The organism is Pseudogemmobacter sp. TB195, from assembly GCF_058313095.1.
The window spans coordinates 1-22,978 of the sequence record NZ_JBZEGG010000043.1 but is presented as its reverse complement, the minus strand read 5'-3'; the positions used below and the strand labels follow the sequence as shown (position 1 = coordinate 22,978).

General features: G+C 61.5%; 32 protein-coding genes. 28 read left to right on the top strand and 4 right to left on the bottom strand.

The genetic code is table 11. From position 1 onward, the window contains the following. The 24 genes from AC4FS3_RS27015 to AC4FS3_RS26900 all read left to right on the top strand — a co-directional run. Positions 1-206: hypothetical protein (locus AC4FS3_RS27015; protein ID WP_491023098.1), on the top strand; the 206-nt coding region annotated here is incomplete at its 5' end. Beyond that, complete coding sequence (locus AC4FS3_RS27010) at positions 203-844, top strand: hypothetical protein (RefSeq protein ID WP_491023097.1); 642 nt, start codon at positions 203-205, stop codon at positions 842-844. The genes AC4FS3_RS27015 and AC4FS3_RS27010, both read left to right, overlap by 4 nt. After that, positions 841-1,023 carry a hypothetical protein gene (locus AC4FS3_RS27005; RefSeq protein ID WP_491023096.1) on the top strand — a complete coding sequence of 61 codons (183 nt, stop codon included), beginning with the start codon at positions 841-843 and terminating at the stop codon, positions 1,021-1,023. Before AC4FS3_RS27010 ends, AC4FS3_RS27005 begins: the two co-directional genes overlap by 4 nt. Before the next feature lie 533 nt (positions 1,024-1,556). After that, entirely contained in the window at positions 1,557-1,997 is a 441-nt protein-coding gene (locus AC4FS3_RS27000; protein WP_491023095.1) for a hypothetical protein, read from the top strand. Positions 1,998-2,607: 610 nt separating this feature from the next. Continuing rightward, on the top strand, positions 2,608-3,420 hold the full coding sequence (locus tag AC4FS3_RS26995; RefSeq protein WP_491023094.1) for a hypothetical protein: 813 nt from the start codon (positions 2,608-2,610) through the stop codon (positions 3,418-3,420). Between the two features lie 591 nt (positions 3,421-4,011). After that, positions 4,012-4,635, top strand: a complete 624-nt coding sequence (locus AC4FS3_RS26990; protein ID WP_491023093.1) for a putative metallopeptidase — start codon at positions 4,012-4,014, stop codon at positions 4,633-4,635. A 33-nt stretch (positions 4,636-4,668) separates the two neighbouring features. Then, positions 4,669-5,196 (top strand): NUMOD4 motif-containing HNH endonuclease, encoded by a 528-nt coding sequence (locus AC4FS3_RS26985; RefSeq protein WP_491023092.1) that lies wholly within the window; start codon positions 4,669-4,671, stop codon positions 5,194-5,196. Positions 5,197-5,526: 330 nt separating this feature from the next. Next, the gene (locus tag AC4FS3_RS26980) at positions 5,527-6,000 is read left to right on the top strand and encodes a DUF2280 domain-containing protein (RefSeq protein WP_491023091.1); all 474 of its coding nucleotides are present in this window, start codon (positions 5,527-5,529) and stop codon (positions 5,998-6,000) included. Next, complete coding sequence (locus AC4FS3_RS26975) at positions 5,948-7,351, top strand: PBSX family phage terminase large subunit (protein WP_491023090.1); 1,404 nt, start codon at positions 5,948-5,950, stop codon at positions 7,349-7,351. Before AC4FS3_RS26980 ends, AC4FS3_RS26975 begins: the two co-directional genes overlap by 53 nt. An 8-nt stretch (positions 7,352-7,359) precedes the next feature. After that, positions 7,360-8,778, top strand: coding sequence for a DUF4055 domain-containing protein (locus AC4FS3_RS26970; RefSeq protein WP_491023089.1), 1,419 nt, complete (start codon positions 7,360-7,362; stop codon positions 8,776-8,778). Between the two features lie 11 nt (positions 8,779-8,789). Further along, the gene (locus AC4FS3_RS26965) at positions 8,790-9,536 is read left to right on the top strand and encodes a hypothetical protein (RefSeq protein ID WP_491023088.1); all 747 of its coding nucleotides are present in this window, start codon (positions 8,790-8,792) and stop codon (positions 9,534-9,536) included. Between the two features lie 96 nt (positions 9,537-9,632). Continuing rightward, a complete protein-coding gene (locus AC4FS3_RS26960) occupies positions 9,633-10,616 on the top strand; it encodes a major capsid protein (RefSeq protein WP_491023087.1) in 984 nt (327 codons plus the stop codon). A gap of 53 nt (positions 10,617-10,669) precedes the next feature. Continuing rightward, positions 10,670-10,963: a hypothetical protein gene (locus tag AC4FS3_RS26955; RefSeq protein WP_491023086.1), complete on the top strand. Its 294-nt coding sequence runs from the start codon at positions 10,670-10,672 to the stop codon at positions 10,961-10,963. 1 nt (position 10,964) lies between these two features. Beyond that, positions 10,965-11,381, top strand: a complete 417-nt coding sequence (locus AC4FS3_RS26950; protein ID WP_491023085.1) for a hypothetical protein — start codon at positions 10,965-10,967, stop codon at positions 11,379-11,381. Position 11,382: 1 nt separating this feature from the next. Next, complete coding sequence (locus AC4FS3_RS26945) at positions 11,383-11,607, top strand: hypothetical protein (RefSeq protein ID WP_491023084.1); 225 nt, start codon at positions 11,383-11,385, stop codon at positions 11,605-11,607. After that, complete coding sequence (locus AC4FS3_RS26940; protein WP_491023083.1) at positions 11,607-11,855, top strand: hypothetical protein; 249 nt, start codon at positions 11,607-11,609, stop codon at positions 11,853-11,855. The genes AC4FS3_RS26945 and AC4FS3_RS26940 overlap by 1 nt, the downstream gene beginning before the upstream one ends. After that, complete coding sequence (locus AC4FS3_RS26935) at positions 11,848-12,210, top strand: hypothetical protein (RefSeq protein ID WP_491023082.1); 363 nt, start codon at positions 11,848-11,850, stop codon at positions 12,208-12,210. The genes AC4FS3_RS26940 and AC4FS3_RS26935 overlap by 8 nt, the downstream gene beginning before the upstream one ends. After that, entirely contained in the window at positions 12,210-13,256 is a 1,047-nt protein-coding gene (locus AC4FS3_RS26930; protein ID WP_491023081.1) for a hypothetical protein, read from the top strand. The genes AC4FS3_RS26935 and AC4FS3_RS26930 overlap by 1 nt, the downstream gene beginning before the upstream one ends. A 120-nt stretch (positions 13,257-13,376) precedes the next feature. Next, a complete protein-coding gene (locus AC4FS3_RS26925; protein WP_491023080.1) occupies positions 13,377-13,835 on the top strand; it encodes a hypothetical protein in 459 nt (152 codons plus the stop codon). Between the two features lie 103 nt (positions 13,836-13,938). After that, positions 13,939-14,475 (top strand): phage tail terminator-like protein, encoded by a 537-nt coding sequence (locus AC4FS3_RS26920; RefSeq protein WP_491023079.1) that lies wholly within the window; start codon positions 13,939-13,941, stop codon positions 14,473-14,475. Between the two features lie 64 nt (positions 14,476-14,539). Next, complete coding sequence (locus AC4FS3_RS26915; protein ID WP_491023078.1) at positions 14,540-15,256, top strand: hypothetical protein; 717 nt, start codon at positions 14,540-14,542, stop codon at positions 15,254-15,256. A gap of 96 nt (positions 15,257-15,352) precedes the next feature. Further along, complete coding sequence (locus AC4FS3_RS26910) at positions 15,353-15,766, top strand: phage-derived protein YdaY family protein (protein WP_491023077.1); 414 nt, start codon at positions 15,353-15,355, stop codon at positions 15,764-15,766. Positions 15,767-16,014: 248 nt separating this feature from the next. After that, positions 16,015-16,146 carry a hypothetical protein gene (locus AC4FS3_RS26905; RefSeq protein WP_491023076.1) on the top strand — a complete coding sequence of 44 codons (132 nt, stop codon included), beginning with the start codon at positions 16,015-16,017 and terminating at the stop codon, positions 16,144-16,146. Continuing rightward, positions 16,143-18,941 carry a tape measure protein gene (locus AC4FS3_RS26900; RefSeq protein WP_491023075.1) on the top strand — a complete coding sequence of 933 codons (2,799 nt, stop codon included), beginning with the start codon at positions 16,143-16,145 and terminating at the stop codon, positions 18,939-18,941. The genes AC4FS3_RS26905 and AC4FS3_RS26900 overlap by 4 nt, the downstream gene beginning before the upstream one ends. A 6-nt stretch (positions 18,942-18,947) precedes the next feature. Here AC4FS3_RS26900 and AC4FS3_RS26895 read toward each other — a convergent pair whose 3' ends face one another. The 4 genes from AC4FS3_RS26895 to AC4FS3_RS26880 all read right to left on the bottom strand — a co-directional run bounded on the left by AC4FS3_RS26895 (position 18,948) and on the right by AC4FS3_RS26880 (position 21,334). Then, on the bottom strand, positions 18,948-19,241 hold the full coding sequence (locus AC4FS3_RS26895) for a hypothetical protein (protein ID WP_283177616.1): 294 nt from the start codon (positions 19,239-19,241) through the stop codon (positions 18,948-18,950). Positions 19,242-19,252: 11 nt separating this feature from the next. After that, on the bottom strand, positions 19,253-20,308 hold the full coding sequence (locus tag AC4FS3_RS26890; protein ID WP_283177617.1) for a type I restriction enzyme HsdR N-terminal domain-containing protein: 1,056 nt from the start codon (positions 20,306-20,308) through the stop codon (positions 19,253-19,255). A 311-nt stretch (positions 20,309-20,619) separates the two neighbouring features. Next, entirely contained in the window at positions 20,620-20,952 is a 333-nt protein-coding gene (locus AC4FS3_RS26885) for a Rap1a/Tai family immunity protein (protein ID WP_491023074.1), read from the bottom strand. Between the two features lies 1 nt (position 20,953). Next, on the bottom strand, positions 20,954-21,334 hold the full coding sequence (locus tag AC4FS3_RS26880) for a hypothetical protein (RefSeq protein WP_491023073.1): 381 nt from the start codon (positions 21,332-21,334) through the stop codon (positions 20,954-20,956). Positions 21,335-21,378: 44 nt separating this feature from the next. Here AC4FS3_RS26880 and AC4FS3_RS26875 point away from each other — a divergent pair, with 44 nt between their 5' ends. The 4 genes from AC4FS3_RS26875 (at position 21,379) to AC4FS3_RS26860 (ending at position 22,955) form a co-directional block, all read left to right on the top strand. After that, on the top strand, positions 21,379-21,633 hold the full coding sequence (locus tag AC4FS3_RS26875) for a hypothetical protein (RefSeq protein WP_491023072.1): 255 nt from the start codon (positions 21,379-21,381) through the stop codon (positions 21,631-21,633). Positions 21,634-21,688: 55 nt separating this feature from the next. Next, complete coding sequence (locus AC4FS3_RS26870; protein ID WP_491023071.1) at positions 21,689-22,462, top strand: antA/AntB antirepressor family protein; 774 nt, start codon at positions 21,689-21,691, stop codon at positions 22,460-22,462. 95 nt (positions 22,463-22,557) lie between these two features. Next, entirely contained in the window at positions 22,558-22,686 is a 129-nt protein-coding gene (locus tag AC4FS3_RS26865) for a hypothetical protein (protein ID WP_491023070.1), read from the top strand. A 77-nt stretch (positions 22,687-22,763) separates the two neighbouring features. After that, positions 22,764-22,955, top strand: coding sequence for a hypothetical protein (locus AC4FS3_RS26860; protein WP_491023069.1), 192 nt, complete (start codon positions 22,764-22,766; stop codon positions 22,953-22,955). Positions 22,956-22,978 lie beyond the last annotated feature (23 nt).

The following is a 22,978-nucleotide window of genomic DNA, read 5'->3' as shown; positions in this document are numbered from 1 at the left end:
GAGGTGAAGGGATGAGCGCGACCATCAAAACTTCATCGAAATCAGGCACCCCGACTGGCGCCATCACCGTCGAAACACTGACGGATGGCAGCATTGGGCTGGGGTTTGTTCGCACTGGCGCACCAGCCCAGGCAATTAAACTCCCGCGCGACATCGCAAAAACGCTTGCCGAGGCCATTGCCAAAGAATTGCGGGGTGCAGCATGAGCGCCGTGGATCTGAGAGATGTTCTCGCCGTGCTGCGTGAGGGGTGGTCAGAGGACCGCGACCAGAAAGAGATCGAAGAGGCAATCATCGCCTTGGGTCGCCGCGCCCCGGTGAGCGCTAACCAGAACTATGCCGATCCGCTTAGTTCTGCCGCCCAGGTCAGCGCCGGGAAGGTGAAGAGTGTCGAGATCGAGGAATTGATCGAGGGCCTTCTGGATGCGCAGCAAGATATCAATCTCGCCGCCAATGAACTGATGCGCCAGTCGCTTTGCGATGCGTCTGCTTTGATCGATAAAACGGAAGCGCTTTTGCGCCGCATCCTCTCCGCCCTCCAGCCGGGTGACGGGTGGCAGGGGATGCGCCCAATGTCGGACGCGCCGAAAGGCCGGGCCCGGACGCCGATCCTCGCCCGCATCCGCGCCGATCTTGCAGCAACGGACCCGCATTATGGCATGTCGAACGCCGCAGCCTATGCCGGGCGTTTCGTGGTGATCTCACATCCCGGTGTGGCCGAGGACGGTTTTGACAGCGGCTGGTCGCTGCATGGGCCGTTTGGGCATGGCCTCGGGTCGGACAGCTTCTTTGAGGGCTGGTGGCCTTTGCCCGCCTCTCTCCCCCAAGGGGAGGAGACGAGATGAATTTGTATCAGGTTTTCGACAAAATGGTGTCATGGGCGGTTGCCGCTGCGCTGTGCGTTTTGATCTGGATGCAGGTCGACACTTGGAAGCAGGCACGACAGACCAACGATTTCATCCGGCAGGTTCGCGATGCAATCGCCACCCCTCCCTCCGCTATCTCTCAGGAAGGGGGGGAGTAATATGGCAGCTTTCCTCGCGCGGTATCCGTATTTCACGATCACGCTCGCGTTCTCTGGCTGGCTTGACATGCTGAACTGCATCCGTGCCGGTCACGACGACTGGTATATTCCAGCAATGGCGGCAGTTGCTATTGCGTCCTGTGTCCGCGCCACCCCTCACAGGGGGGGCGAGTGATGGGGGAAGTGACTGGACCAATCGCCACAGTGGCCGGATCGCGCCATGTGCTTCCGCTCGGCGCGGTTTGCGACGATCACCCTGATCGCCCAGCCGTGGCCCGCGTCCAAGGCGAGACGGATTCCTTCGGGTCTGAACTGCACGATCTCTGTGCTGAGTGCCGGGATCAGATGCTGGCCTCAATTGAGGCTGATCGCACTGGTGTCTGCGATTGGTGCCATTCCGAAGTGACAGACCTGCGCGATCACCGTGACTTCGAAGAGGGAAGAAGCGGCCGGATCTACCGGGTTTGCGGGTCATGTCGGGACCGCGAGGCGAAGGCACTGCTGGCGGAGTGCGGCGATTGGGAGGGCGAGTGATGGGGGCATGGGATAGTTTTTCGCCGGATGAGGTCGAGCGCCGCCGCGCCGCCTCGGTTGCAGCGCTCAAACAACGCGACCGCGAGGCCTGGGATCGCCAGTATCAGGAGACGTGTGACCGGCTGTACTGGTCACGCGGCCAGTGCTGCGCGGGCTGCGACCATTGGGCTAGCGCCAATAGCCTGACCGGGACATGTGCAGCGGCAGGGATAGTCTCTGGCACGGATGTGCTGCGCTCATGCGGCATCACATGGTCCACTTACACACCGCCGCCGGTGCTGCCCTATACGCAGGCAGAGTTCGCCTGCGGCAAGTTCCGTGATGACTTCGACTGGTCGGCGCTGGATCCAGATTATCTGGCCCGGATCGGCGCAACGCGGTTCGGCGAATTGCGGGCAAAGCCGCAGACCGTCGCCACCCGTCAGGACAAGGGGGAGTGATGGACCAAAACAAAAAAGCCGCCATCGCGACATGCGCAAGGGCGGCTCTCTCGTCACTGAATAACACGCGCAACAGGGAAATCGTAAACACCAACAATAACTGCAATTTAGAGGCGAGTTGGCGCTCTGGAAAGACGGCACTGTTGCGTAGGTATTTCTGCCTGCGTCTGAAGGGTGCGGGCGCGAGAGTGAGCTTGATCCATCGAGGGCGGAGTGTCCGGCACGAAAGGGACAGAGTTGTTTCGGACGCGAGGATCACAGGTGGCAGCCCGGCTCAACCCGCGCCCGGCAAGGTTAATTCAGCCCATGATTGCGTCACGATTGTGGCGAGAGCCCCAAGAAACGGGGCGCCCCATTCCCTGAGCGCCCCGGTCGGTCAGGGAAGACGACAGGCCGAGGGAGATTGCGGCCGCCTGATGTTCAAACTGGCGGCGGGTGGAATGGTTCCCATGGAAGAGATCCAAAAAAAACCGGGACGCAGCTTGGCGCCCCGGCAGTCATACAGGCAGTTCAACAGACAGGTCACAGGACGTTGTGACGGTCTGATGAAACAACGTGTGGTGGGCGACTTGGTTCCCACCTCAACCAGTTGTGAGCAGGAGGGAGCGGTATGAGCAGGATGACACCAGAGGAGATCAGGTTGCGCGATGACGCGATTGCCGCTGGTCGGGTTGTGCGGCCCCGCGCAAGGCGTGATGCGCCCGCACCGCCTGCCATCAGCTCGGAGATCGTGCTTCAACCGAAGCCAGCGGCAAAACCGCCAAGCGCCGATCTGAGCAGGGTCGGTTTCCGGAGCATGTCAATCCAGCGCGCGCTGGAGTGGGCCTTCGGCACCGAGCGCGCCGGCCTCGACTTTGACGAGATGGGCGAGACCTCCGGTAGCCAGCGCATGGGTGTCGATGGTATCTGGCTGATGATGCAGCGCGGCGCGATCGGTTGCGAGATCGACGGTGGCGGCCGGTCGGATCCAGCTTGGGATGCGCAGATTATCGCCTCGACTGTGGCCAGCCTGCCGGTCAGCCATGGTGGGCGGCAGATGGCAGTATTTGTGGCACAGCACGCCCGGGCCGGAATCGCGCCCGACTGGATGCGGGATGCACGGCCTATGATTCAGCCTTGCGGGATGCGGACGAACCAGCATGGAGAGAGGGCAGAGACCGAGGAGGCTCAGCACCTCGGGAGCGAGGGTTGGCCGATCCAGAAACGCATCGGGCGCAAGGGCAGGGTATTCGAGGAGCCGGTGCTGTATTGCCCGGTAGTGGTCACGCCGACCAGATCTCAGATCGCCGCGGCGCATCGCCGGTATCTCGGATGGTATGGCGCGCTCCTGTGGATCAGATCGGAGCTGGACGGTCTCGGCATTCTCGCGGGGATCGACCTGACCCTGGATATGCCGATTCTTCAGCCGTGGAACGCTAGATAGGGGTTGCGAAAATCTGCCCCCCTTGATATTCTGCCAGTAGACGAATAGCGCCCGGAGGAGAAATCCTGCCGGGCGTTTTGGTTTTAAGGAAGTGAAACCGGCGGTGGGGAAATGACGTTCCCATTCTGTCGGTGGTATACCCCCTGCACCCTTGCTACGGGCTCGCAGTTCCCGAGAACGAACCTTTCCTCAACAACTTCGTTCGCCCCGTCCTTCAACACCTGATGGAAAACGCGAGTTAAATCGCCATTCTCATCGCGGCAGGCGAGCTTGTGCGCAGTCGTCCATTTCTGACCCATTACAACCTCCTCCTTTTGTTGTGCGGTGATCGAAGTGTGACCAGGCGATTCGTGCAACCATGGCGGGTAATGAAGCAAGAATTCGAGCGAAGTTCTGCCACACGCACCTATTACAGCAAGGGCCGTCACTACCCCGGCTTCCTGAACCCTTTCATCGGCCCGCACCTCCCTCGGCCACCACGCCAGCCGACACATCCCCGATGCGGATAACACCGTCACCCCGTGCAGGCCGGGCCCTAGGGCCGCGAGTGCGGGCAATCGGGGAGAGGCGGGATAATCACAGGAGGCCGGGATGGCTGATCGCCCCATGCCTCCGCTCGATCAGGTTGAGGGTCTGGAAGCGTGGTTCGCCCCGGCACCAGAGTTGGAAGCTTGGGCACGCGCATCCTTCATCGATGAAGGCGCGCCACTCCAGAACGAGGATCACGCCCACCTCCAGAACGCCAGCATCGGCTTCCTCTGGACCAACGTCGAGAACGCGAAGAAGGGCAGGCTGGTGATCGGCACCGCAGAGCCGGGTACACCGCAGGGGGCCATGGGCAAGTGGGGCCGGGCCAAGGCAGTGATGCAGATCGAGCAATGGTTCGGCTCTGTGCCGGATTTCATCATCACCATCGACGCCAACTGGTGGCTGCAAGCCTCGGATGCTGAGGCCTGCGCGCTGATCGAGCATGAGCTTTCACATTGCGGGCAAGCAAACGACGAGTTCGGCGCCCCAAGGTTTAACCAGACCACAGGCCGCCCGGTGTTCACGATGAAGGCCCACGACTTTGAGGGCTTTGTCGGTATCGCTCGCCGCTACGGTGCAATTGAGCCCGGGGTCCAAGAGTTGATGGAAGCGCTCCAGCAGGAGCCAATCCTGTCAGTGGATATGATCGGCGTGGCCTGCGGGTCCTGCCAATCCAAGATCGCTTAGAGCCCAACAAACGACAGGCCGGAGGGAATGCGGATGGCACAACAGCCTTCTGTCGCCGAAGAATGGCGGCTTGTTCCTGATTGGCCCGAGTACAGCGTCAGCAGCTTTAGCCATATCCGCAGGAACGACACCGGCAGGATGCGGTCCGCCATCCTGATGAAATCTACCGGGTATCTCGTCATCACGCTCACACGGATCGGTCGCCGGCAGATGCTGGCCATTCACCGTCTTGTTGCGCTGGCGTTCCTCGGAGAGCCACCCGAGCCAGGGATGCAGGTCAACCATAAAGACTCGAACCGGGCGAACGCGCGCCTGGACAATCTGGAATGGGTGACGGTCTCGGAGAACATCCTCCACGGATATCGTTCTGGGCGCTGCAATGCGACGGGCGAGGCAAACGGCTATTCCAAACTGACGAATGCCGCAGTGATCGAGATCCGGTCTCTGGCACGCAGCGACCGGCAGAACTTCGAGGACCTGGCAGATCGCTTCAATGTCTCAAAGGCAACGATCTACGATGTTGCAGCGCATCGGACATGGAAGCACGTCCGAGCGGCATGATCCCACCAACGCCGGGCCAGAGATCGCGTTGGCCGATATCGCACAGTGCTGCGGGATTTGCCTGCGGATCTAGATTTCCGTCAAACTGCCGGATTCGACGGCCTCTGTTGCATTGAACTGTGCGTCAACTCCCCGACTTCTCGCCCTGATTAGGTAACGTGGTCCCAACTTCATCGGGCGGCCAGGGATCACGAAATCAATATCGAGAACCACTGCTTTGTATGTGCCGGCAGGAAAATCAAACCCCTCCATTGTGAATGGTTTTTCGGCTATGAGTGTGACTCTTCTCTTTTTCATATTTCGGCGATCCCTGACTGAGGCCTGACGAACATGGCACAGGCCAAACTCTCCGACAAAGTCAAAACCTTCATTGTGCAGGCGCTCGCGTGCTTCGATAGCCCGTCTGGCGTGGTGAAGGCCGTCAAAGATGAATTCGGCGCGACGATCACCCGGCAATCGGTCGAGGGATATGATCCCAACAAGCGCGCCGGTAAGGATCTGGCGGCGAAGTGGCGGCTGCTGTTCGAGGAAACCCGCAAGACCTTCCTTGAGGACACCGCCTCTATCGGCATCAGCCACCGCGCCGTGCGGCTGCGGGCCCTCCAGCGCATGGCGGATAAGGCCGAGGTGCAGGGCAATATGGTGCTGGCTTCCTCGCTGCTGGAACAGGCGGCCAAGGAGGTCGGCGGAAGCTACACCAACCGTCGAGAGGTGACCGGCGCGAACGGCGGGCCTATGGAGGTCAGGGGCCTTGCAGACTTCTACGCTGACCTCGCGCCCAAGCCTGAATCCGGCGCTTCGTGATTTCTGGCTGACACCGGCGCGCAACCGGATCCTCTACGGCGGGAGGGCCTCATCGAAATCATGGGATGCCGCTGGCTTCTCGGTCTTTCTGGCCACGAAGGTCAAAATCAGGGTGCTGTGCGCCCGTCAATTTCAGAACAAGATCGCGGAATCGGTCTATACGCTGCTGAAAATCCAGATCGACCGTTTCGGCCTGCAAGCCGAGTTCACGATCACCGACACCTCGATCCGGCACAATCGCACCGGCAGCGAGTTCCTGTTTTACGGCCTCTGGCGCCATATTGACGAAATCAAATCGCTGGAGGGGATCGATATCCTCTGGCTGGAGGAGGCTCACAACCTCACCGCCGAGCAATGGGAGATCCTGGAGCCGACGATCCGGAAAGAAGGGTCGCAGGTCTGGATCCTGTTCAACCCCCGGCTGGTGACGGATTTCGTCTGGAAGCGCTTCGTCGTCAATACGCCGCCCGACACGATCAAGCGGCAGATCAACTACCCGGAGAACCCGTTCCTCTCGGACACCATGCTCAGAATCATCGCGGCCAAGCAGGCCGAGGATGAGGAAGAGTTCAGGCACATCTATCTCGGCCAGCCCCGCGAAGATGACGACGCGGTGGTCATCAAGCGGTCGTGGATCATGGCCGCACTCGGGGCCTGTGCGAAGCTCGGGATAGACAAGGGACCGGGCCGCCGGATCGGCTTCGACGTGGCCGATAGCGGTGATGACCAGAACGCGCTGTGCCTCATGGAGGGCATCGAGGCCTCCAGCCTGGACGAATGGAAGGGCGGCGAGGACGAGCTGCTGAAATCGGCGGGTCGGGTCCACAAGGCCGCGCGCGAGGCTGGGGCCGTGATCGATTACGACAGCATCGGGGTGGGCGCCTTTGCCGGCGCACATTTCGCGGCGCTGAACGAGGAGTTCGGGGCCCGGCTCGAATACCACCGCTTCAATGCCAGTGATGGCGTGATCAACCCCGAGGCGCGGGTAGATGCCGACGATCCTAAATCGCCGGTGAACAAGGACTATTACGCCAATCTCAAGGCCCAAACCTGGTGGGATGTCGCCCGCAGGTTCCGCAACACCTTCAACGCGGTGACCAAGGGTATGGCCTATCCGGTCGAGGATCTGATCTCGGTCAGCCCAGATTGCCCGCATGTGGACAGGCTGATTGACGAACTATCCACGCCGCGCCGCGATTTCGACAACGCCGGGCGAGTGAAGGTCGAAAGCAAGAAAGACCTCGGCAAGCGCAAGATCGCATCGCCGAACCTCGCCGATGCCTTCATCATGGCGAATGCGCCGAGAGAAAAGCGGCGCCGTGCCGCCGTAATCGAGACTGGCTTCTACTGAGGGCGGACATGAAAGATATCACGATCCGCCACCCTCAGTACAACGCCTTCGCCGAAAGCTGGCGACAGGTCCGCGATGCCAATGCGGGCGAGGACGATATCAAACAGGCGGGCGAGCGGTATCTGCCCATGAAATCGGGGCAGGCGGCCATCAAGGATCCGGCCAAGCGAGCTGCTGCATATAACGCATACAAGACCCGCGCGGAGTTTCCCGAGATCGTCGCCCCGACCATTCGCGGTGCTGTCGGCGTGATGCTGTCCAAGCCCGCAACAATCGATCTGCCGCCACAGATGGAGCATTTGCGCGAGCGCGCGACGCTTGACGGCCTGACACTGGACGCGCTGCATCGCCGGATTGCGATGGAGGTCATGGCCACCGGGCGCTACGGGCTCCTGCCGGGTCTGCATGACAGTGTGCCGCACCTGTCTGGCTATGTGGCCGAGTCTATCATCAACTGGGATAGCACAGCGGGCGCGCTGGATTTCCTCGTGCTGGACGAAAGCGGGCCTGTGCGGGACCGTGCGACCGGACAATGGTCAGAGGTTGACCGGTATCGCGAGTGCCTGCTTGATGGCGGGGCATTCATCGCCCGGGTCTGGACCAAGGGCGCAAGCGGCTGGTCCACGGAGGAGGAACCGCGTGCGCTGACGCCGCGCAAGACCGCTCTGGACAGCTTGCCGTTCGTCTTCATCGGCTCCCTGGACCTGACGCCTGCGCCTGACGATGTGCCGCTCTATGGCCTCGCCAAGCTGGCCGTGCGGGCTTATCGGGTCGATGCTGATCGGATGGCGGCAATCCATCTGACATGCGAAGGCACACCATGGGTTAACGGGTTCGCCGATGCGCAGAAGGCCGCCCAAGATGGGCTTTTGCCGCAGGGCCTCGGGGCATCTGCTCTTTGGGTTCTGCCCGAGGGGGCAACTGCCGGGGCGCTGGAATTCTCAGCAGCCGGCGTCCAGCCTGCAAAAGACGCCTTTGACGACGCGCTGGATCGGGCCGCGCAATTCGGGGCGCAGATCATTCAACAGGGCAGCGCGGCCGAGAGCGGCGAGGCGCTCAAACTGCGCGCTGCCAGCCAGACGGCGACCCTGACCACCATCGCTCAGACCACGGCGGCGGGGCTTGAGAAAGCCCTGCGCAATATTGCGGTCTGGATCGGGGCAGACCCGGAAGCCGTGATTGTCACGCCGAATCTGGATTTCTTCGACCGCCGCCTGACCACCGAGGAGGCCCGTGCGGTTTGGGATGGCTGGATTGCCGGGGTCTACGATTGGCGCACGGCAGTGGACAAGCTGAAGGATGGCGGCTGGCTCAAAGAGGACGCCGATCCCGACGAAATCGAAGCCCGGCTGAACGCCGAGGGCGGCGACGATCTGGCGGGGACGATCCCGCCGCAACCCGGCGCTGAGGGCGCTATCATCACATAGGAGGCCATGACGTGGCTTTGAAATCGCAATACGCAACGGCGGATGATATCCCCGAGGCGCTGAAAGACCTGTATTCCGAAGGCTCGGACGGGCGTTTCGTGTTGGATGTCGAGGATATCGACGCGCACCCGAAAGTTTCCGGCGTGATCCGGGCGAACAAAGAAAACGCCCGCAAGGCGCAGGAGCGGCTGGCAAGGGTCGAGGAGCTGGAGGGCAAGCTTTCAGGCCTGCCCGAAGACTTCGATGCAGGCGAATGGGATCGGCTGAAATCTGGGGCCAAGCCAGACGAGGCGCTGCAAGCCCTCAAGGACCAGCACGCCCGCGCGGTCGAGGCGATGAAGGCCAAACACAAGACCGATATGGATGCGCTGACAGGCCAGATTGGTGAGCGTGACGGCTATATCGATGGCCAAACCCGCCGCGATGCACTGAATGTCGCGCTGGACGAGGCTGGCTTCGACCCCACCCACAAGGCGCTCCTGGTCGATCACCTCGGTCCGAAAATTAAGGTGCGCCGCGAGGATGATGGCCGCCGCGTGGCATTCGCCGATACCGACCTCGGGGAAGTCGCCCCGCTGGATTTCGTCAAGGATTTCGCTGGAAAGGCAGGCAAAGCCTATCTCGCGAAGGCCTCTGGCCCCGGCGCGCCGGGTTCAGATCGCCCCGGCCAGCGTGGCCAGCCCGCCGGTGATTTCGGTGGCTCGAAAGAGGACCGCCAGAAGGCCATCGCCGCGAAGTTCCCCGAGCTTGGCCGATAATCCGCTGCCCTGATGGGTGCAGCTCCGCGCGAGGCGCGACAAGCCCAACAATGACGCCGCCTCGCGGCACCTATCGAGACAGCACAGGAGTTAACCATGTCTCTTTCGCAAATGCAGGTATTCAACCAGTATTTCATGCCCGCGACCATCGAGACGCTGGCGCAGCTGGTGGACAAGTTCAACGCAGCTTCGGCCGGCGCTATCCGCCTGACCACCGAGGGCTTTGACGGCGATTTCCTTCAGGAGTCGTTCTATGCCGCCATTCACTCGGCCCGCCGCCGCGTGGACCGCTACGCCACCAACAATGCGGCCAGCGCCACCGATCTGACGCAGCTCAAGCATTCGTCGGTCAAGGTGGCTGGCGGTTTTGGTCCGGTGCGGTTTGAGCCCTCGCAAATGACCTGGCTCAACAAGCCGACCACCGAGGGCATCGAGGTTGCATCGCGCAACTTCGCCGAGGCGCTGATGCAGGATCAACTCAACACCGCCATTGCGGCGTTGGTGGCTGCGATCAGCAATCAGGCCGCTGCAACCACCGTCGATATCTCCGGTACCGGACCCGTGACCTATACAGCGGTCAACAACAGCCACGCGCTGTTCGGCGACCACTCGGCGCTCCTGATCGCGCAGGTGATGGACGGCGCGACCTATCACGGGTTCATCGCGCAGAACATTGCCAACACCGGCACCCTGTTCCAGGCAGGCACGGTGCGAGTGGTCGATATGCTCGGCAAGGCCACCGTTGTGACCGATGCGCCGGCGCTGTTCTCGGCCGCGACCACGGAGCCCGCAGTCCCGGCCAAGCGCCGCGTCCTGTCGCTCGTTGCCGGTGCCGCCACTGTGACCGACAGCCGCGACATCATCACCAACATCGACACCGCGAACGGCAAAGAGCGGATCGAGACCACGCTCCAGATGGACTATTCGTTCGGGCTTGGCCTCAAGGGCTACACCTGGGACGAGGCCAACGGCGGCAAGTCCCCGACCGATGCTGAACTGGCGACCGGCACGAACTGGGACAAAATCGCGACCAGCATCAAACACACCGCTGGCACGCTCGCCATCGGCGCTGCTGCCTGATTTTCGCAGGAGGGGCCGGAAACTGCCCCTCTCACCAAGATCAGGAGGATCACATGGCTTTCAATGGTATCGCATACGAGCCACATCCGGTCAGCCCGGAGCGGAAACGGGAACTGAACGCGCAGGGACTCAAGGTGGTAGATGCCCGCTTTGCGCCGGATGGGTATTTTGCCGAACTACCAGAGCCGCAAGGCGATGCACTTGACCTGACTCCCGATGGTGTCGCGGCGATGGACAAGCCCGAACTGCTGGAACTGCTCGAAGCCCACGGCTGGGACGGCGACAAACGGCTGGGGCCGGAGAAGCTGCGCGAGGCGCTGGCCGCCATCGTGTTTATCGGCGACTGACATGCTGTCCTTCACCGTACCCGCAACCACGCCCGCCGAGGTTACGGCCTATCTGGCGCTTGACGGGCGCCCGGGCTGGCCGGTGGAACCCACGGCACAGGCCCAGGCGATCATGCGCGGTCAGCGGGCCTTGGCGGCGCTCTATAACGGCATCTGGCTGACCGAATGGAGCAACGCCGCCGCCCCGGACGCGGTGAAGCACGCCATCGCAGAGGCCGCGCTGGTCGAGGCTGTCAGCCCCGGCTCGCTGTCGGCGGTGGATCCGGGCAAGGTGCTGACCACGGCGGGCAAGCTCGGCTGGGAGGTCACGAACAAGCGAGCGCAGACCGTCGCGGGCAAGCTGCCTGATGTGATCGAGGGCCTGCTGGCGGATTTCATCGAGAGGACGGGGGCTTGCGTGCCTCTGCTGCGGTGGTGATGTGAGCAAGAAAACCCAATCGAGGCGCGGCGGCATCGGTTTCCTCGGGATGCTGGCAATTTTGTTCATCGGCCTGAAGCTGACCGGGCAAATCGGCTGGTCGTGGTGGCTGGTGCTGTCGCCACTCTGGGGGCCTGTTGCCTTCTGGGTCGGGGTGGTTGCTGTCGCAGGTCTTGTCTGGCTGGTGGCAGACCTCATTGAAAAGCTTCTGAAGAGGTTGCGCTGATGGCGGAGGTTGCATCGCTTTTCGGCGGTCCGACCGGCCAGCCGGACCCCGACCAGAATTGCATCTCAGTCCTTGAGGATCTTCTGGAAAAGGCGAGGGCTGGCGAAGTGATTGCGGTCGCAATTGCTGCAAAGCACTGCGATGGGCTGGCGACCGCCAACCATGGCGGCAAAGTCGCTGGCTACGGACTGATCGGCGCCTTGGAAATGATCAAGGCGCGACTGGTGGAGTTCAATTCGGATGGCTGAGGATTTCACCGCCATCGCCGCAGATGTTCGCGCGGGCCTGGGTTCAGTCGGGAACACTCTGACCATCACGCGCACGATCCCTGGCACGCCCGACCCGGAACAGCTCTGGATCGACGTTCCAGATAGCACAGCCTCCGAGACGGTTCCGCAGTTTGGCGAGGGGTCGGGAAAATACCGGTCCGGCGAAACGGTCGTCACCACGGATTTCGAGTTCATGATCGCGGTGCCGAAGGTGCTGATCCCGCAGGAGGGCGACCTGATCATTGCTGGCGGCGAGACGGCCATCATCGTCAAGGTTGAGCCGTTCCCCGCAGGCGGGCAGCCCGTCTATCTCACGATCTGGGCGGATTGCTGATGGCGCGCCGTGATCGCCAGTCGCAGCTGTTCCGCGACCTGATCGCGCGGCTGTCGCCGGAGATGCAGCGGGCGGTGATCACGGCCTGGGAAGATATCCGGGCCAGCATCGACTGGGTCGGTCTGAGGGGAGCTCTCGAACGGCAAGACGTTGATCGGGCCATTGCGGCGCTGAACATTGAGCCAGCAGCTTTCGAGGCCTACCGCGCGGCCGCAACCTCTGCCTATGCTCAGGGTGGGGCTCTGGCGGCCACGACGATCAACGCGCCTGCCGGATCGCGGCTCTCGTTTCGCTTCGATATGACCAATCCCCGCGCTGAGGCATGGATCAGCCAGAATGTCGGGGAGATGATTACCGGCCTGGCTGACACTGCTAAGGATGTGGCGCGCCAGTCGATCCTGACCGGCTATCAGGCCGGGCGGCACCCGCACAGCATTGCGCTTGATCTGGCGGGGCGAGTAGTCGGAGGCAAACGCGCTGGCGGCGTGATCGAACTGGATGGACCGCGCGCAGATCGGTTTTTGGCCGTATCCCGGGGCATGGAGACCGCCGAAGGGGTCAAAGATCTGGTCGTGATGCGTGATGGCGTTCCGGTCGTGCGCTACAAGGTTAATGCCGCGACCGAAGCGCGGATCCTGCGGGCGTGGCGCGCGGGGGAAGCAGTTCCTGCGCCGGATCGGGAAATCAGCCTGCGCCAGTACAAAAACAAGCTGCTGAGCGACCGCGCCAAGCTGATCGCGCAGAAGGAAACGGCCTCGGCCGTCATGTCGGCGCGGCGGGAAGAGTGGCAACAGGCGCTCGACAAACTCGGGGCTCCGGCCAGTGCCGTGATAAAGTCGTGGCGTCACGGTGGTGGCGTGAAAGAGCCGCGCTGGTGGCATGTGCAGGCGAACAATCAGCAGGTGCGAGGAATGGACACGCCGTTTCAGCTGGCGAATGGGGCGAGCATCCAGTTCGCGCATGACCCGGCGGCGCCATTGTCCGAAACCGCAGGCTGCACCTGCGACACAACCTTCCGCCTCGATCACACATGGAACCTGTCCTGATGTGCGAGGGGCCTTGCCGGCAGATGCGGGCCGACTGGCTTGAAGCCATGATCGCGCGTGACGTGGCAAGAGTGGCGAAGATCACGGGGAAGGCCGTCAGGCACATGATCGGGGGTGACGATGGCGCAGAGCTTCGCGGCGATGGTGGACCAGTGGACGCGGGACAGCGAGGCGCGGCTCCTGGCAGTGTTCAAGAGAGCGGTCGAGCTTCTCGCGGATGAGCTGGGCCTTTCCCGGTCAAATGGCGGCAGGACGCCTTACAAAACCGGCAACCTGGTCCGCAGTCTCGTGGCGCGGATTGGCGAAATGCCCGGCCAAGGCGGTCCAGATCAAAAATATGCTGGGTCTGATGTGGGCGCGGTCGTGGCGCAGGCAATCCTCGGGGATGCAATCAGCCTCGGGTTTCAGGCCAATTACGCCCGCCGGATGAATTACGGCTTCGTCGGCATGGATGAGGCCGGGCGGCTTTACAACCAGACCGGCGCAGGCTTCGTGGAATATGCGGCCAGCGTCTGGCCAACCATCGTGGCCCTCGCCGCAGAGGAAATCAAAGGTCAGGTAATGGGCCGGGCGGGATGAACCCGTCCTCCTGATCCTTCGCCATCTGCTTTGCCGTGTCGATGTGTAGGACTGCGACTGAAATCGTCAGCAGCTTTGCCGCGGTTCTCAGGGCAGTTTCGCCATGAGGCGTCTGAGCCCTCCATCGCTTGCCCTGGGCGGAGCGCAGCATGCCGATCATGTTGTGCAGGAGGTCCTGCACTTCGTTGTCGCTGAGTTTTCTTTGGGCCATCGCGCCAACATGGGGGCCGGGATGCCGTCTGTCGAGACCATGATCTGGGCCGCGCTGAGAAAGCGCATCGAGTCTCTTCCTGTTTTTCCCATGCCCATCGCGTGGCCTGCAGACACCTATAAACCGGGACAGGAGCCATTCCTGTCCATCAACAACATCATCGCGCCTCCCCGCCGGATCCTGATCGGGCAGGGCGCAAGTGAGCGCACCGGCACGCTGACAATCGTTCTGGCGCATCCCATCGGGAAGCGGGTCGAGGTTGTTCAGGAGATCGCTGGCCAGATCGGGGCGCACTTCCCGCAGGACTTGTGCGTGCCATTTCAGTCCATCCGCGTCCGGGTGACCAGCGTGGCCCATGTGGCCGAAGGATACCGGGACGGCAGCTGGTGGCGGATCCCGATCAACATTCCGTGGCGGTCTTACGCCTGACAATCATCCGGCCCCGCCGGTTAACCGCCCGCCATGCGCGGGCTTTTTCGCATGGAGAAATGCAATGGCAGGCTTGCAAAAGGTTGCTGGTTCGCGGGCCTTTATCGGCAGCCGCGTGCCCTATCTGTCTACCGTCACCGCTGCGGACTTCGCTGGGCAGTCGAGCTGGCTCGAACTCGGCGGCTGGCAACAGACCGGCGATCTGGGCGCAGAGCAGGAGACGATCACCCAGACCCTGATCAATCAGAACATCACGCTGTACAGCAAGGGGATCATCTCTTTCCCGATCATGTCGAACACCTTCATTCCGATGGCAGATGATCCAGGTCAGGCCGCGTTCCGCGCGGCGCAGAAGTCCTGCAAGCCTTTTGCCTTCAAGATCGAATGGGGCGCAGATTGCGGCGAGGAAAGCGTCGTCACCATCAGCAACGCCTCGCCCGGTGTGGTCGGCTGGAACGCCCATGGCCTCGCCGCCGGCACGCCGGTGCGTTTCGAGACCACCGGCACGCTTCCCGCACCGCTGGTCGCCGGCACTACCTATTTCGTTGCCTCGGCGGGCCTTACCTCCAATGCATTCGGCGTGTCTGCCACCATCGGCGGTGCGGCCATTGCCACCACTGTGGCCGGCACCGGGGTTCACACCGCATATGCCAGCGAGCCGGGCGAGACCGACCTGTTCTTTGGCTTCGCGATGTTCGGCACCAAGACCGGCGGCGATGCCTCGGCCACGCGCCTCCTGAACCTGCCGGTCCAGCCGATCTGCCAGGCAATCACGATCTGACATTCGCCGCGCGCTCCCTGAGCGGCGGATAAGCGGGCCGGCCAGGCGGGATCACTGGCCGGCCCGCACCCTTGATCCCAGATCCCGGAGACAATCATGGATATCCAGAGCCTGAAAAAAGACGTTGCCGCCTCGACCGAGGGTCAATGGGTCGGTGACATTCCCGAGATGGGCGACCTGCGCCTGCGCGTGCGGGGTGAGAACAGCCCCAAGGTTGCAGCGCTGCGGGCCCGCAAGCTGCGCGCCGTGCCGAAGGACATGCGCGCCCGTGATGGCATGCCGATCTTCTCGGAAGTGCTGCGGGTCACGTCCGAGGTTTTGCATGAGATCGTGCTGCTCGATTGGGAAGGCCTGACCGATGGCGGCAAGCCGGTGAAGTTCGACGCCGATCTGGCAAAGGAATGGCTTACCAACCCCGATTTTCAGGAATTCGCCGATGCGGTGGCCTGGGCGTCGAAGGTCGTGGCCAATGGCGATGCCGACCGCACCGAGGATATCGCGGGAAACTGACCGCAGCGCTCAAATGGGCGCTGGAGGATGCCGGATCAGCTGAGGCCCGGCGCAAGAGGCTGGAAGGGCGCGGCAAGCCAATTCCGGATCACCTCTGGCCCCCGGATATCATCCCCGGGGCCGAGGACTGGCTGGCCGATTTCTACGAGCTTTCATCTGACCGCCAGCGCGGGGATGGCTGGATCGGGCAACTGCCCGCAGCTTCGATACATCGGCACACCACGGGTTGGCCGGATGAAGACCGCCAGATGTTCAGGGCCTGCATGCGCGCGCTGGACGAGGTGTTCCTGAAATCTCAGCGCAATGAGCCGGATATCCCGGAAAGCGACAATCCGGCCCGCGACATGTTCCGGGCGAAAATGGGGGCTGCAAAACCATGACAGAGATTGCGGCCCTCGGCCTTCGCGCCGATTCCTCCAGTCTGGTTGTCGCGACCGAGGATCTGAAAAAGCTGTCCAAGGCCGCCGGCGAGGCAGAGCAGGCAGCTGAAAAGCTGGCACCGGCGGAGAAAAAGGCCGGGGCCGCTGCGGGTGAAATGGGCGACAAGGCCCGCAAGGCCGCGACCGACACGAAGAAGCTGGGCGACGACAGCCGGACCACCGAGGGCGCGCTGCATCGTCTTGCGGAGAGGGCAGGAAAGGTGGCCGGAACGCTTGTCGCCATGGCCACGGCGGCATTCTCGGTCGGCGCCTATGTGCGGCTGGCCGATAGCTGGTCGGACATGCGCAGCACACTTGGCGCCGCCATTGGTGATATGGACGCGGCCAGCGGCATGATGAACCGCATGTTGGAAATCGCTCAGGCCAGCTACTCGCCTCTCGATCAGACGGTGCAGATGTATGCCCGCAACGTTGCCGTGCTGCGGGATCTGGGCAAGAACGCAGGGCAGGCCGCCGATTTCACGGAATCTCTCAACCACATGCTGGTGATCACCGCGACCAAGGGCGAGCGGGCGGCTTCTGTTCAGGGGGCGCTCTCGAAGGCCATGGCTACAGGGAGGCTCCAAGCCGACGGGCTGGAGACGGTTCTTGCCAACGGTGGACGGGTGGCTCAGGCGCTTGCAGACGAACTCGGGACGACCGTATCTGGGCTTCGCGACTTCGCATCGCAGGGCAAGATCACCGGTCAAGTCATTGCTGATGCGATCATAAAGCCGCTTGAGGATGTGCGAGACGTTGCGGTGGGCATGGATGCGACTGTCGCAGATGGCTTCACCAAGGTTGGAAACTCGCTTCTGGCGCTGGTCGGGAATTTTGATCAGGCGACAGGTGCTTCGCTTTGGTTCGCGACACAGCTTGACGATCTATCGAAATGGCTGACCGCTCTTTCGCAGACCGACTTCGCGGCCTGGGCGGCGAGCGCGACAGGCGCGTTGACACTGCTCGGCCAGACGCTGCTGATCCTGTCGGCAACCCGGATCCCAGCGGCCTTCGCTGCGCTGGTCGCGTTCAATTACGCCTCAGCCGCGTCCACAGCAGCTATGGCTGTACAGGCCGGGGCGGCACGTGCCCTCGGGGCTGCAATGGCGCTGGTCGGCGGGCCTGCCGGTCTAGTGGCCGCCGGATTGGCGGCGCTTGGCTTTGCTTGGTACAACAACATTCAGGGGGCCAGCAATTACAGCAAGGCCGCTGCCGATGCTGCGGTGGCGCAGGACGCGCTCAATGGGGCAATGGAGACCTTCCAGCGCGCTCAGACAGCCGAGGCGTGGCGTAATGCCATGGAGGCCGCCCGGGGCGCGGTCAGCAGCATGAGGGAAGAGATTGCCGCGATAGAGGCCCAAGCCGGCACCCCGGGCGGGTCAATGCCCGGAACCTTCGGCATGGTAATGGATCCTGCACTGCAGGCTGCGCTGGATCAGGCAAATTCCAAACTTGGGACCGCGCAATCCACTATGGCTTTGCTGGCCGCGACGGCCGGCGTGTACAGCGTCTCGATGCAAAGCACGGTTCAGGCAGCAGCCGCGCTCACCGCTGAGCAGGAAAAGGCTGCAGCAACGGCGATGGAGCTGGAGCGCAGCTATCGCGACCGGGCCGCCCTGGCGCAGGCCGAGCAGCAGTATGGCCGCGACAGTGCCCGCTATCTGGAACTCCAGCTCCAGCAGGAGCGGGCGATTCAGCACGCCAAGATCGCAGCCCTGGACGTGTCAAACGAGCAGAAGGCCAGCCTGCGGGCGGCCTATGACGAGATGATGCGGCTTGAGGCGAAAACGCAGGGCTGGAAGGTCGAGATCGGGAAGCTCTCGCCGCCCTTGCAGGCCGCCTATGACTGGCTGGAGAAGATCCGAGACACGCAGCCCGGCGACAGCTGGCTCTCCACGGCCATCGCAAATGCGGCTTCCCTCGCCACTGAGCTTTGGGACGCGGTACGGGCAAAAGGTGCTCTGACCGCTACCGCGGTGGATGCCGCTGGCAACCCGGTTATTCCGGGGCTCGGTGGGGTCAAGCCGAATTGGCGCGAAAACACGGTGGATCTGGGCGACAACTCCAAGATTGGCGGTGGTGGCGGTGGAGGGAGTTCAGACCGCCAATCAGGCCTTGAGGCGCTGATCACGGAATTTGCGACCGAGCGGGAGCTGATTGAAGAGTGGTACGGCACCCGCCAGGCGCTGATCAACAGCTATACCGATCAGGAGCTTGATTTCCTTGGTGGGAAACATGGGGCGATTGAGCGGTTGGAGGCAGAGCATCAGGCGCGCATTTCGGAGCTGCGTCAGCAAGAGCAAAATCAGCAACTCGGCTTTTACTCCGGGTTCTTCGGAAACATGGCAGCAATAGCTCAGGCCGGCGGTGATAAGCTTTTCGCTGTCATGAAGGCGTTCAGCATCGCTCAGGGGCTGATTAACTCGTATCGTGCCTATACTGAAATCCTAGCCGATCCAGCTCTCATAGGGCGGCCATTCCTGCGTCAGGCCTTGGCATACAGCGCGCTTGGCGCGGGCCTTGCGCAAGTTGCCGCGATGCGCCGTACCTCTGTTGGGGGAGGCGGTGGTGGTGGGGCCGGCAGTGGATCAAGTTCGGGTGGCTCGGCGGCATCCTCTGCTCCTGAGGCACCCCTGCGTGTTAGCGCTGATGCGTTCGACCCGGCACAGTTTTACACGGGTGAAGCCGTACAGAAGTGGTTTGATGCCATCCAGAAAGAGGCCGGGAACCGAGGAATCACCTGGGTTCCCGTTTGAGGTCAATCACTTAACGCACTTGAAGATGGCGATGTTCTTGGCTGCCACATGGTACATTCCGTTTTGGGGCTGATGATCCATCCGACGATCAAGATACTGAACCTTGCTGCCGCACGTCGCTTGAGCTTTCACTGCGGCGGCGTCGATCTGAGCTTGCTTTTGCTCTTCCGTGCCGTAGGCAAAGGTGTCTCCATACATCTCGATCTCGGCGGTCGCGCCGTTAAATGAATGGACCGCCGTCTCGGTGCTTACGCACCCCGCGAGAAGCGCCATCGCGGCAAGAGTTAAAGTAGGGCGCATAAGAAATCCTCTCAGGGGGCAGGGTATTTGATGGCGGTTTGGCGCAAGCGTTCCGCATACTTGTAAATGTCGTCCAAATCGTCGATTGCAATGCGCTCTTCGGCTTCACCGTCGAAAACCCCAAGATACTTTATTGAACGGTTGAAATGCAGACGCGCTAAGGGACGCCGGTTGTTGTCGTCGGCTAGGATCCCGCAGTACGATTTCTGATCTCGCATAACCACGCGAGCGGGTTTCATGACCGCCGATACGATGGCTTTGACGATCAGGAAGGCTTCCGCCTCTTCCGGCGTGGTCACGATCTCGCCTTCGGGTTGGGCTGCGGACTCTTCAAGCGGCTCCGTTGGGGCTTCTGTTTTTGCGAGGGCTGACGACAGTCGATCCTGAACAGATTCCCGGATCACTTCACGGAAGGCGGATTTTACCAGTCCGCGGTACTGGTCGATGACAGCGGCGGTAAAGCGGCCTTCATGCACGCTCGAAGCCAGAAGGCGGATGAAATCCTCGCTGGGGCTGTCGATCTGCTTGTTGATCTCCGCCTTGAGGGCGGAGGTGTACTTAAGGCGCTCAGCGTTCGCGAGGATGCCATCCACATCGAAGCCGGCCTTCTCGAACTTCTTTAGTTCAGCCAGAACCTGGCTGTTTGGTTCCGATATGTCGAAGGTGAAGAAAGGGCGGGTGTCGAGCTTGTTCGGCTCTTCAAGATCGCTGTGAAAGTGGAAGAAGCGTCCATTGGTCAGAATGGCGAACTTCGCACTTGTGACGGAGAAATACCGGTAGAGCTGAGCCAAATGCACTTTGTCGAGGTTGGTGCTGATCGGCTTACACTCGATCAGGATGCGGATCTGATCATCCAGCTTGATCGCATAATCTACCTTCTCGCCCTTCTTCCCGACGGCGTCAGCGGTGAACTCGGGGATCACCTCGCCAGGGTTGAAAACGTCATATCCCAGTGACTGGAGGAACGGTAGGACAACCGCAGTTTTGACGGCTTCTTCAGTCAGCATCGTATTGGCATGCTGCTGAACTCTATCGGTCAAAACCTTAAGTGTGGCGTCGATGGACATAAATTCCTCCCTGATTCCAATCCCGCCATGGTCGGCGGGCGGGGATCGAGGAGTCAACCAGCGCGTGTCAGGGAGTTGCGGCGACAAAATACCGCCCCTGAAATCGTTGCATACGCGGGAAATTTTCCCGATTTTTGTCGGGGCAATTGATTTTCGATCATTTGGTGATCGAGCGAATTCAAAGCCGTAGAGAAGATAGTGTGTGCTGTTTGGTCGGACGCTCGTGGACGCTAAACTGCTGAGATAAAATGGGTATTGCGCAGATTGGCGCGAGTGTGATTGCTGAATGGAGACGCTGAAAAGGAGGGGCGTCAGGGAGCGGGGCAGGGCCAAGCTTCGGTGAACGCCATCAGGGTCAGCATACCGGCAGGGAGGTGCCGGTTAGCGGGATTTTCCGCCAGATACTTGCACATCACGTCTGCGGTTTGTGAGAGGGTCACGTCTTTGGGGAGGCAGTAGGTGATAGAGGTGCCCATCCCAGAAGCCGCCTGCGTGGCTTCGAGCGCCCCCGCAGCGTAGCCGAACGCAGTTTGCCTTGCGTTTGGGTCGCAGAATTTGATCAGGTCGTTGCCCTTTAGAAAGCCGCCGTAATCAGCGGATGCGGGCGAGGCCAGCAGGGCAGTCAGGCAGAGGGCCAGGCGCATGTCACTCCTCGGGGGCGTCGGGTGGGGTGGGTTCACCATGTATGAGTCTAGATAGGTTCCCAAGGACATCACTCAGGGTTCTCGATTCCACCATCAGGGCATCTAGCTCGTCTTCGTGAGCTTGGGAGATTCTTCCTTCTCTGCGCTCATTCCGGATGACCTGCGTCAAGTGGCGTATCTGAGCGCTGTTGTATGCGAGCGCTCTAGCCGTGCGATCCATCTCGATCACTATCGCATTGTCGTCAGGTTCTGGAAATTTCTCTTCGAGCACCTGAACGATCAAAGAATTAACGGACGCCTCGCCCGCCGCCTCCTTCACCCGCTCATAGAGCGGCGTGGGCAGTCGAATCGTGTAGCGGGTGTAGTCGTCTTGCTTGGCCATGGCGCAGCATAGGCACCAAAATAGTGAAACCGGCAAGAAAAGTCTTGATCACCAAATTGGTGAATAGTATCGTTCACCAAAATAGTGAAAGGAGCGACATGCAAGCCCAAGAGGAAATGGTCCGGCTTACCATCGCTGTCCCCGCAACCTTGCGGGTGCTGCTGAAGGCGAGTGCGGCGGAGAATGACAGATCGTTCAGTGGTGAGATCATTCACTGCTTGAAACGTGGGTCCGGCTGGAAGTCCGACGAACCGGCAGCGGTGGGTGAGGTTGGAGCCAGCCCCGCCGCTGCCGAATGAGCCGGTCGCGCGTCAACGCGGCCAAACCACATCACGCTTAACTATGGAGAACAGCGTGACCGACAAAGATGATAACCAATTCCCCGTGGTTTCGGTAGGGGATATCGGCGGGTCTAAGATCCAGACGGTGAATGCCCGTGATCTGCATGCCTATCTTGAAGTTGGGAAGGATTTCTCGACTTGGATCAAGGATCGCATCAAGCAGTATGGCTTTGTGCTCAACATGGACTACTGCGAGGTTTCCCCCGAAACTGGGGAAAACTCATCTGGTGGTCGCCCCGCGAAGGAATACTATATCTCGCTCGACATGGCGAAAGAGCTGTCCATGGTTGAGCGGAACGAAAAGGGCAAAGAGGCGCGGCAATACTTCATCCGCATGGAGAAGAAGGCCCAGGAAGCCATTGCACAGCCCATCACCTTTGACCCCAACGACCCGGCGCAGCTTCGCGGTTTGCTTTCGAACTATGCCGAGCGGACGCAGATCGCAGAGGCCAAAGTTTCAGCGATGACACCGAAGGTTGATGCATTCGACCGTCTTGATACGGCTGAGGGCAACCTGACTCTGCGGCCGGCAAGTAAGGTGCTCTCCTATCAGGAGCACAAGATGTCGAAGTGGATGGAGCTGAACCGCTGGGCTTTCCGGCAGAATGGCAAGGGCCCGCTTCAACCCTATGCTGACAAGCGGATGGCTGGCCTTCTGGATCTCAAACTTCGTCATTTCGATGACCCACGGACAGGCGAGCCGAAGGTTGATGCGACTATGGTCATCACGCCTAAGGGTATGGCGAGGCTGGCAAAAGTTCTTCCTCGCGACGGTATGATGTCGTGAGGAAGCCCGAGATTGTTGAGGTGACCGAGGCGGGTGACCGTCTTGATGGCTCTCCGCTTGTGACAGCTTCTCGGGAAGCGGTTCGGGCTGGATACATGGTTAATGTTCCGGTTGTGCTGCGCTACCCCGATGGGCGCATGGTGAAGACCCACGAGGGTAGGATCACACCGAAGGGTCTGGCTGTCGCGGCCGAGCAAATGGGACGCGACGAGCTGCGCCACTGAAATAAAGCGGCCCCCGGAAGCGCTCGCAACGCGACCGGAGGCCTAACCCCAACCTGATCAACTAGGAGGATCAGATCATGGCTCTGGCCAAATATAGTCTCACGCCCGCGCTTTTCCAGGAAATTCGCCTGAGCGACATGTTCAGCGACCCCCGCTTGTCACACGCTTTCCGGCGTGGTGAGGACGGAGAGCCGATGATGGTCCCGTGCCCGGTGCGCCCGCTGGAGCCTCAGCTCGGCGAGTTCCTGTCGCAGGAGGTGGACGCATGAACCGCCGCGACATCATCACCGCC

What these genes read in the sequence shown, in the direction of transcription:
- AC4FS3_RS26935 (WP_491023082.1), top strand. Translation starts at nt 11,848, where the DNA reads ATGGCTGAGGATTTCACCGCCATCGCCGCAGATGTTCGCGCGGGCCTG.
- AC4FS3_RS26920 (WP_491023079.1), top strand. Translation starts at nt 13,939, where the DNA reads ATGAGGCGTCTGAGCCCTCCATCGCTTGCCCTGGGCGGAGCGCAGCAT.
- AC4FS3_RS26930 (WP_491023081.1), top strand. Translation starts at nt 12,210, where the DNA reads ATGGCGCGCCGTGATCGCCAGTCGCAGCTGTTCCGCGACCTGATCGCG.
- AC4FS3_RS26890 (WP_283177617.1), bottom strand. Translation starts at nt 20,308, where the DNA reads ATGTCCATCGACGCCACACTTAAGGTTTTGACCGATAGAGTTCAGCAG.
- AC4FS3_RS26915 (WP_491023078.1), top strand. Translation starts at nt 14,540, where the DNA reads ATGGCAGGCTTGCAAAAGGTTGCTGGTTCGCGGGCCTTTATCGGCAGC.
- AC4FS3_RS26960 (WP_491023087.1), top strand. Translation starts at nt 9,633, where the DNA reads ATGTCTCTTTCGCAAATGCAGGTATTCAACCAGTATTTCATGCCCGCG.
- AC4FS3_RS26950 (WP_491023085.1), top strand. Translation starts at nt 10,965, where the DNA reads ATGCTGTCCTTCACCGTACCCGCAACCACGCCCGCCGAGGTTACGGCC.
- AC4FS3_RS26985 (WP_491023092.1), top strand. Translation starts at nt 4,669, where the DNA reads ATGGCACAACAGCCTTCTGTCGCCGAAGAATGGCGGCTTGTTCCTGAT.
- AC4FS3_RS26925 (WP_491023080.1), top strand. Translation starts at nt 13,377, where the DNA reads ATGGCGCAGAGCTTCGCGGCGATGGTGGACCAGTGGACGCGGGACAGC.
- AC4FS3_RS26860 (WP_491023069.1), top strand. Translation starts at nt 22,764, where the DNA reads ATGGCTCTGGCCAAATATAGTCTCACGCCCGCGCTTTTCCAGGAAATT.
- AC4FS3_RS26990 (WP_491023093.1), top strand. Translation starts at nt 4,012, where the DNA reads ATGGCTGATCGCCCCATGCCTCCGCTCGATCAGGTTGAGGGTCTGGAA.
- AC4FS3_RS26940 (WP_491023083.1), top strand. Translation starts at nt 11,607, where the DNA reads ATGGCGGAGGTTGCATCGCTTTTCGGCGGTCCGACCGGCCAGCCGGAC.
- AC4FS3_RS26995 (WP_491023094.1), top strand. Translation starts at nt 2,608, where the DNA reads ATGAGCAGGATGACACCAGAGGAGATCAGGTTGCGCGATGACGCGATT.
- AC4FS3_RS26980 (WP_491023091.1), top strand. Translation starts at nt 5,527, where the DNA reads ATGGCACAGGCCAAACTCTCCGACAAAGTCAAAACCTTCATTGTGCAG.
- AC4FS3_RS26910 (WP_491023077.1), top strand. Translation starts at nt 15,353, where the DNA reads ATGGATATCCAGAGCCTGAAAAAAGACGTTGCCGCCTCGACCGAGGGT.
- AC4FS3_RS26955 (WP_491023086.1), top strand. Translation starts at nt 10,670, where the DNA reads ATGGCTTTCAATGGTATCGCATACGAGCCACATCCGGTCAGCCCGGAG.
- AC4FS3_RS26865 (WP_491023070.1), top strand. Translation starts at nt 22,558, where the DNA reads ATGGTTAATGTTCCGGTTGTGCTGCGCTACCCCGATGGGCGCATGGTG.
- AC4FS3_RS27000 (WP_491023095.1), top strand. Translation starts at nt 1,557, where the DNA reads ATGGGGGCATGGGATAGTTTTTCGCCGGATGAGGTCGAGCGCCGCCGC.
- AC4FS3_RS26905 (WP_491023076.1), top strand. Translation starts at nt 16,015, where the DNA reads ATGTTCAGGGCCTGCATGCGCGCGCTGGACGAGGTGTTCCTGAAATCT.
- AC4FS3_RS26895 (WP_283177616.1), bottom strand. Translation starts at nt 19,241, where the DNA reads ATGCGCCCTACTTTAACTCTTGCCGCGATGGCGCTTCTCGCGGGGTGC.
- AC4FS3_RS27010 (WP_491023097.1), top strand. Translation starts at nt 203, where the DNA reads ATGAGCGCCGTGGATCTGAGAGATGTTCTCGCCGTGCTGCGTGAGGGG.
- AC4FS3_RS26885 (WP_491023074.1), bottom strand. Translation starts at nt 20,952, where the DNA reads ATGCGCCTGGCCCTCTGCCTGACTGCCCTGCTGGCCTCGCCCGCATCC.
- AC4FS3_RS26900 (WP_491023075.1), top strand. Translation starts at nt 16,143, where the DNA reads ATGACAGAGATTGCGGCCCTCGGCCTTCGCGCCGATTCCTCCAGTCTG.
- AC4FS3_RS26880 (WP_491023073.1), bottom strand. Translation starts at nt 21,334, where the DNA reads ATGGCCAAGCAAGACGACTACACCCGCTACACGATTCGACTGCCCACG.
- AC4FS3_RS27005 (WP_491023096.1), top strand. Translation starts at nt 841, where the DNA reads ATGAATTTGTATCAGGTTTTCGACAAAATGGTGTCATGGGCGGTTGCC.
- AC4FS3_RS26970 (WP_491023089.1), top strand. Translation starts at nt 7,360, where the DNA reads ATGAAAGATATCACGATCCGCCACCCTCAGTACAACGCCTTCGCCGAA.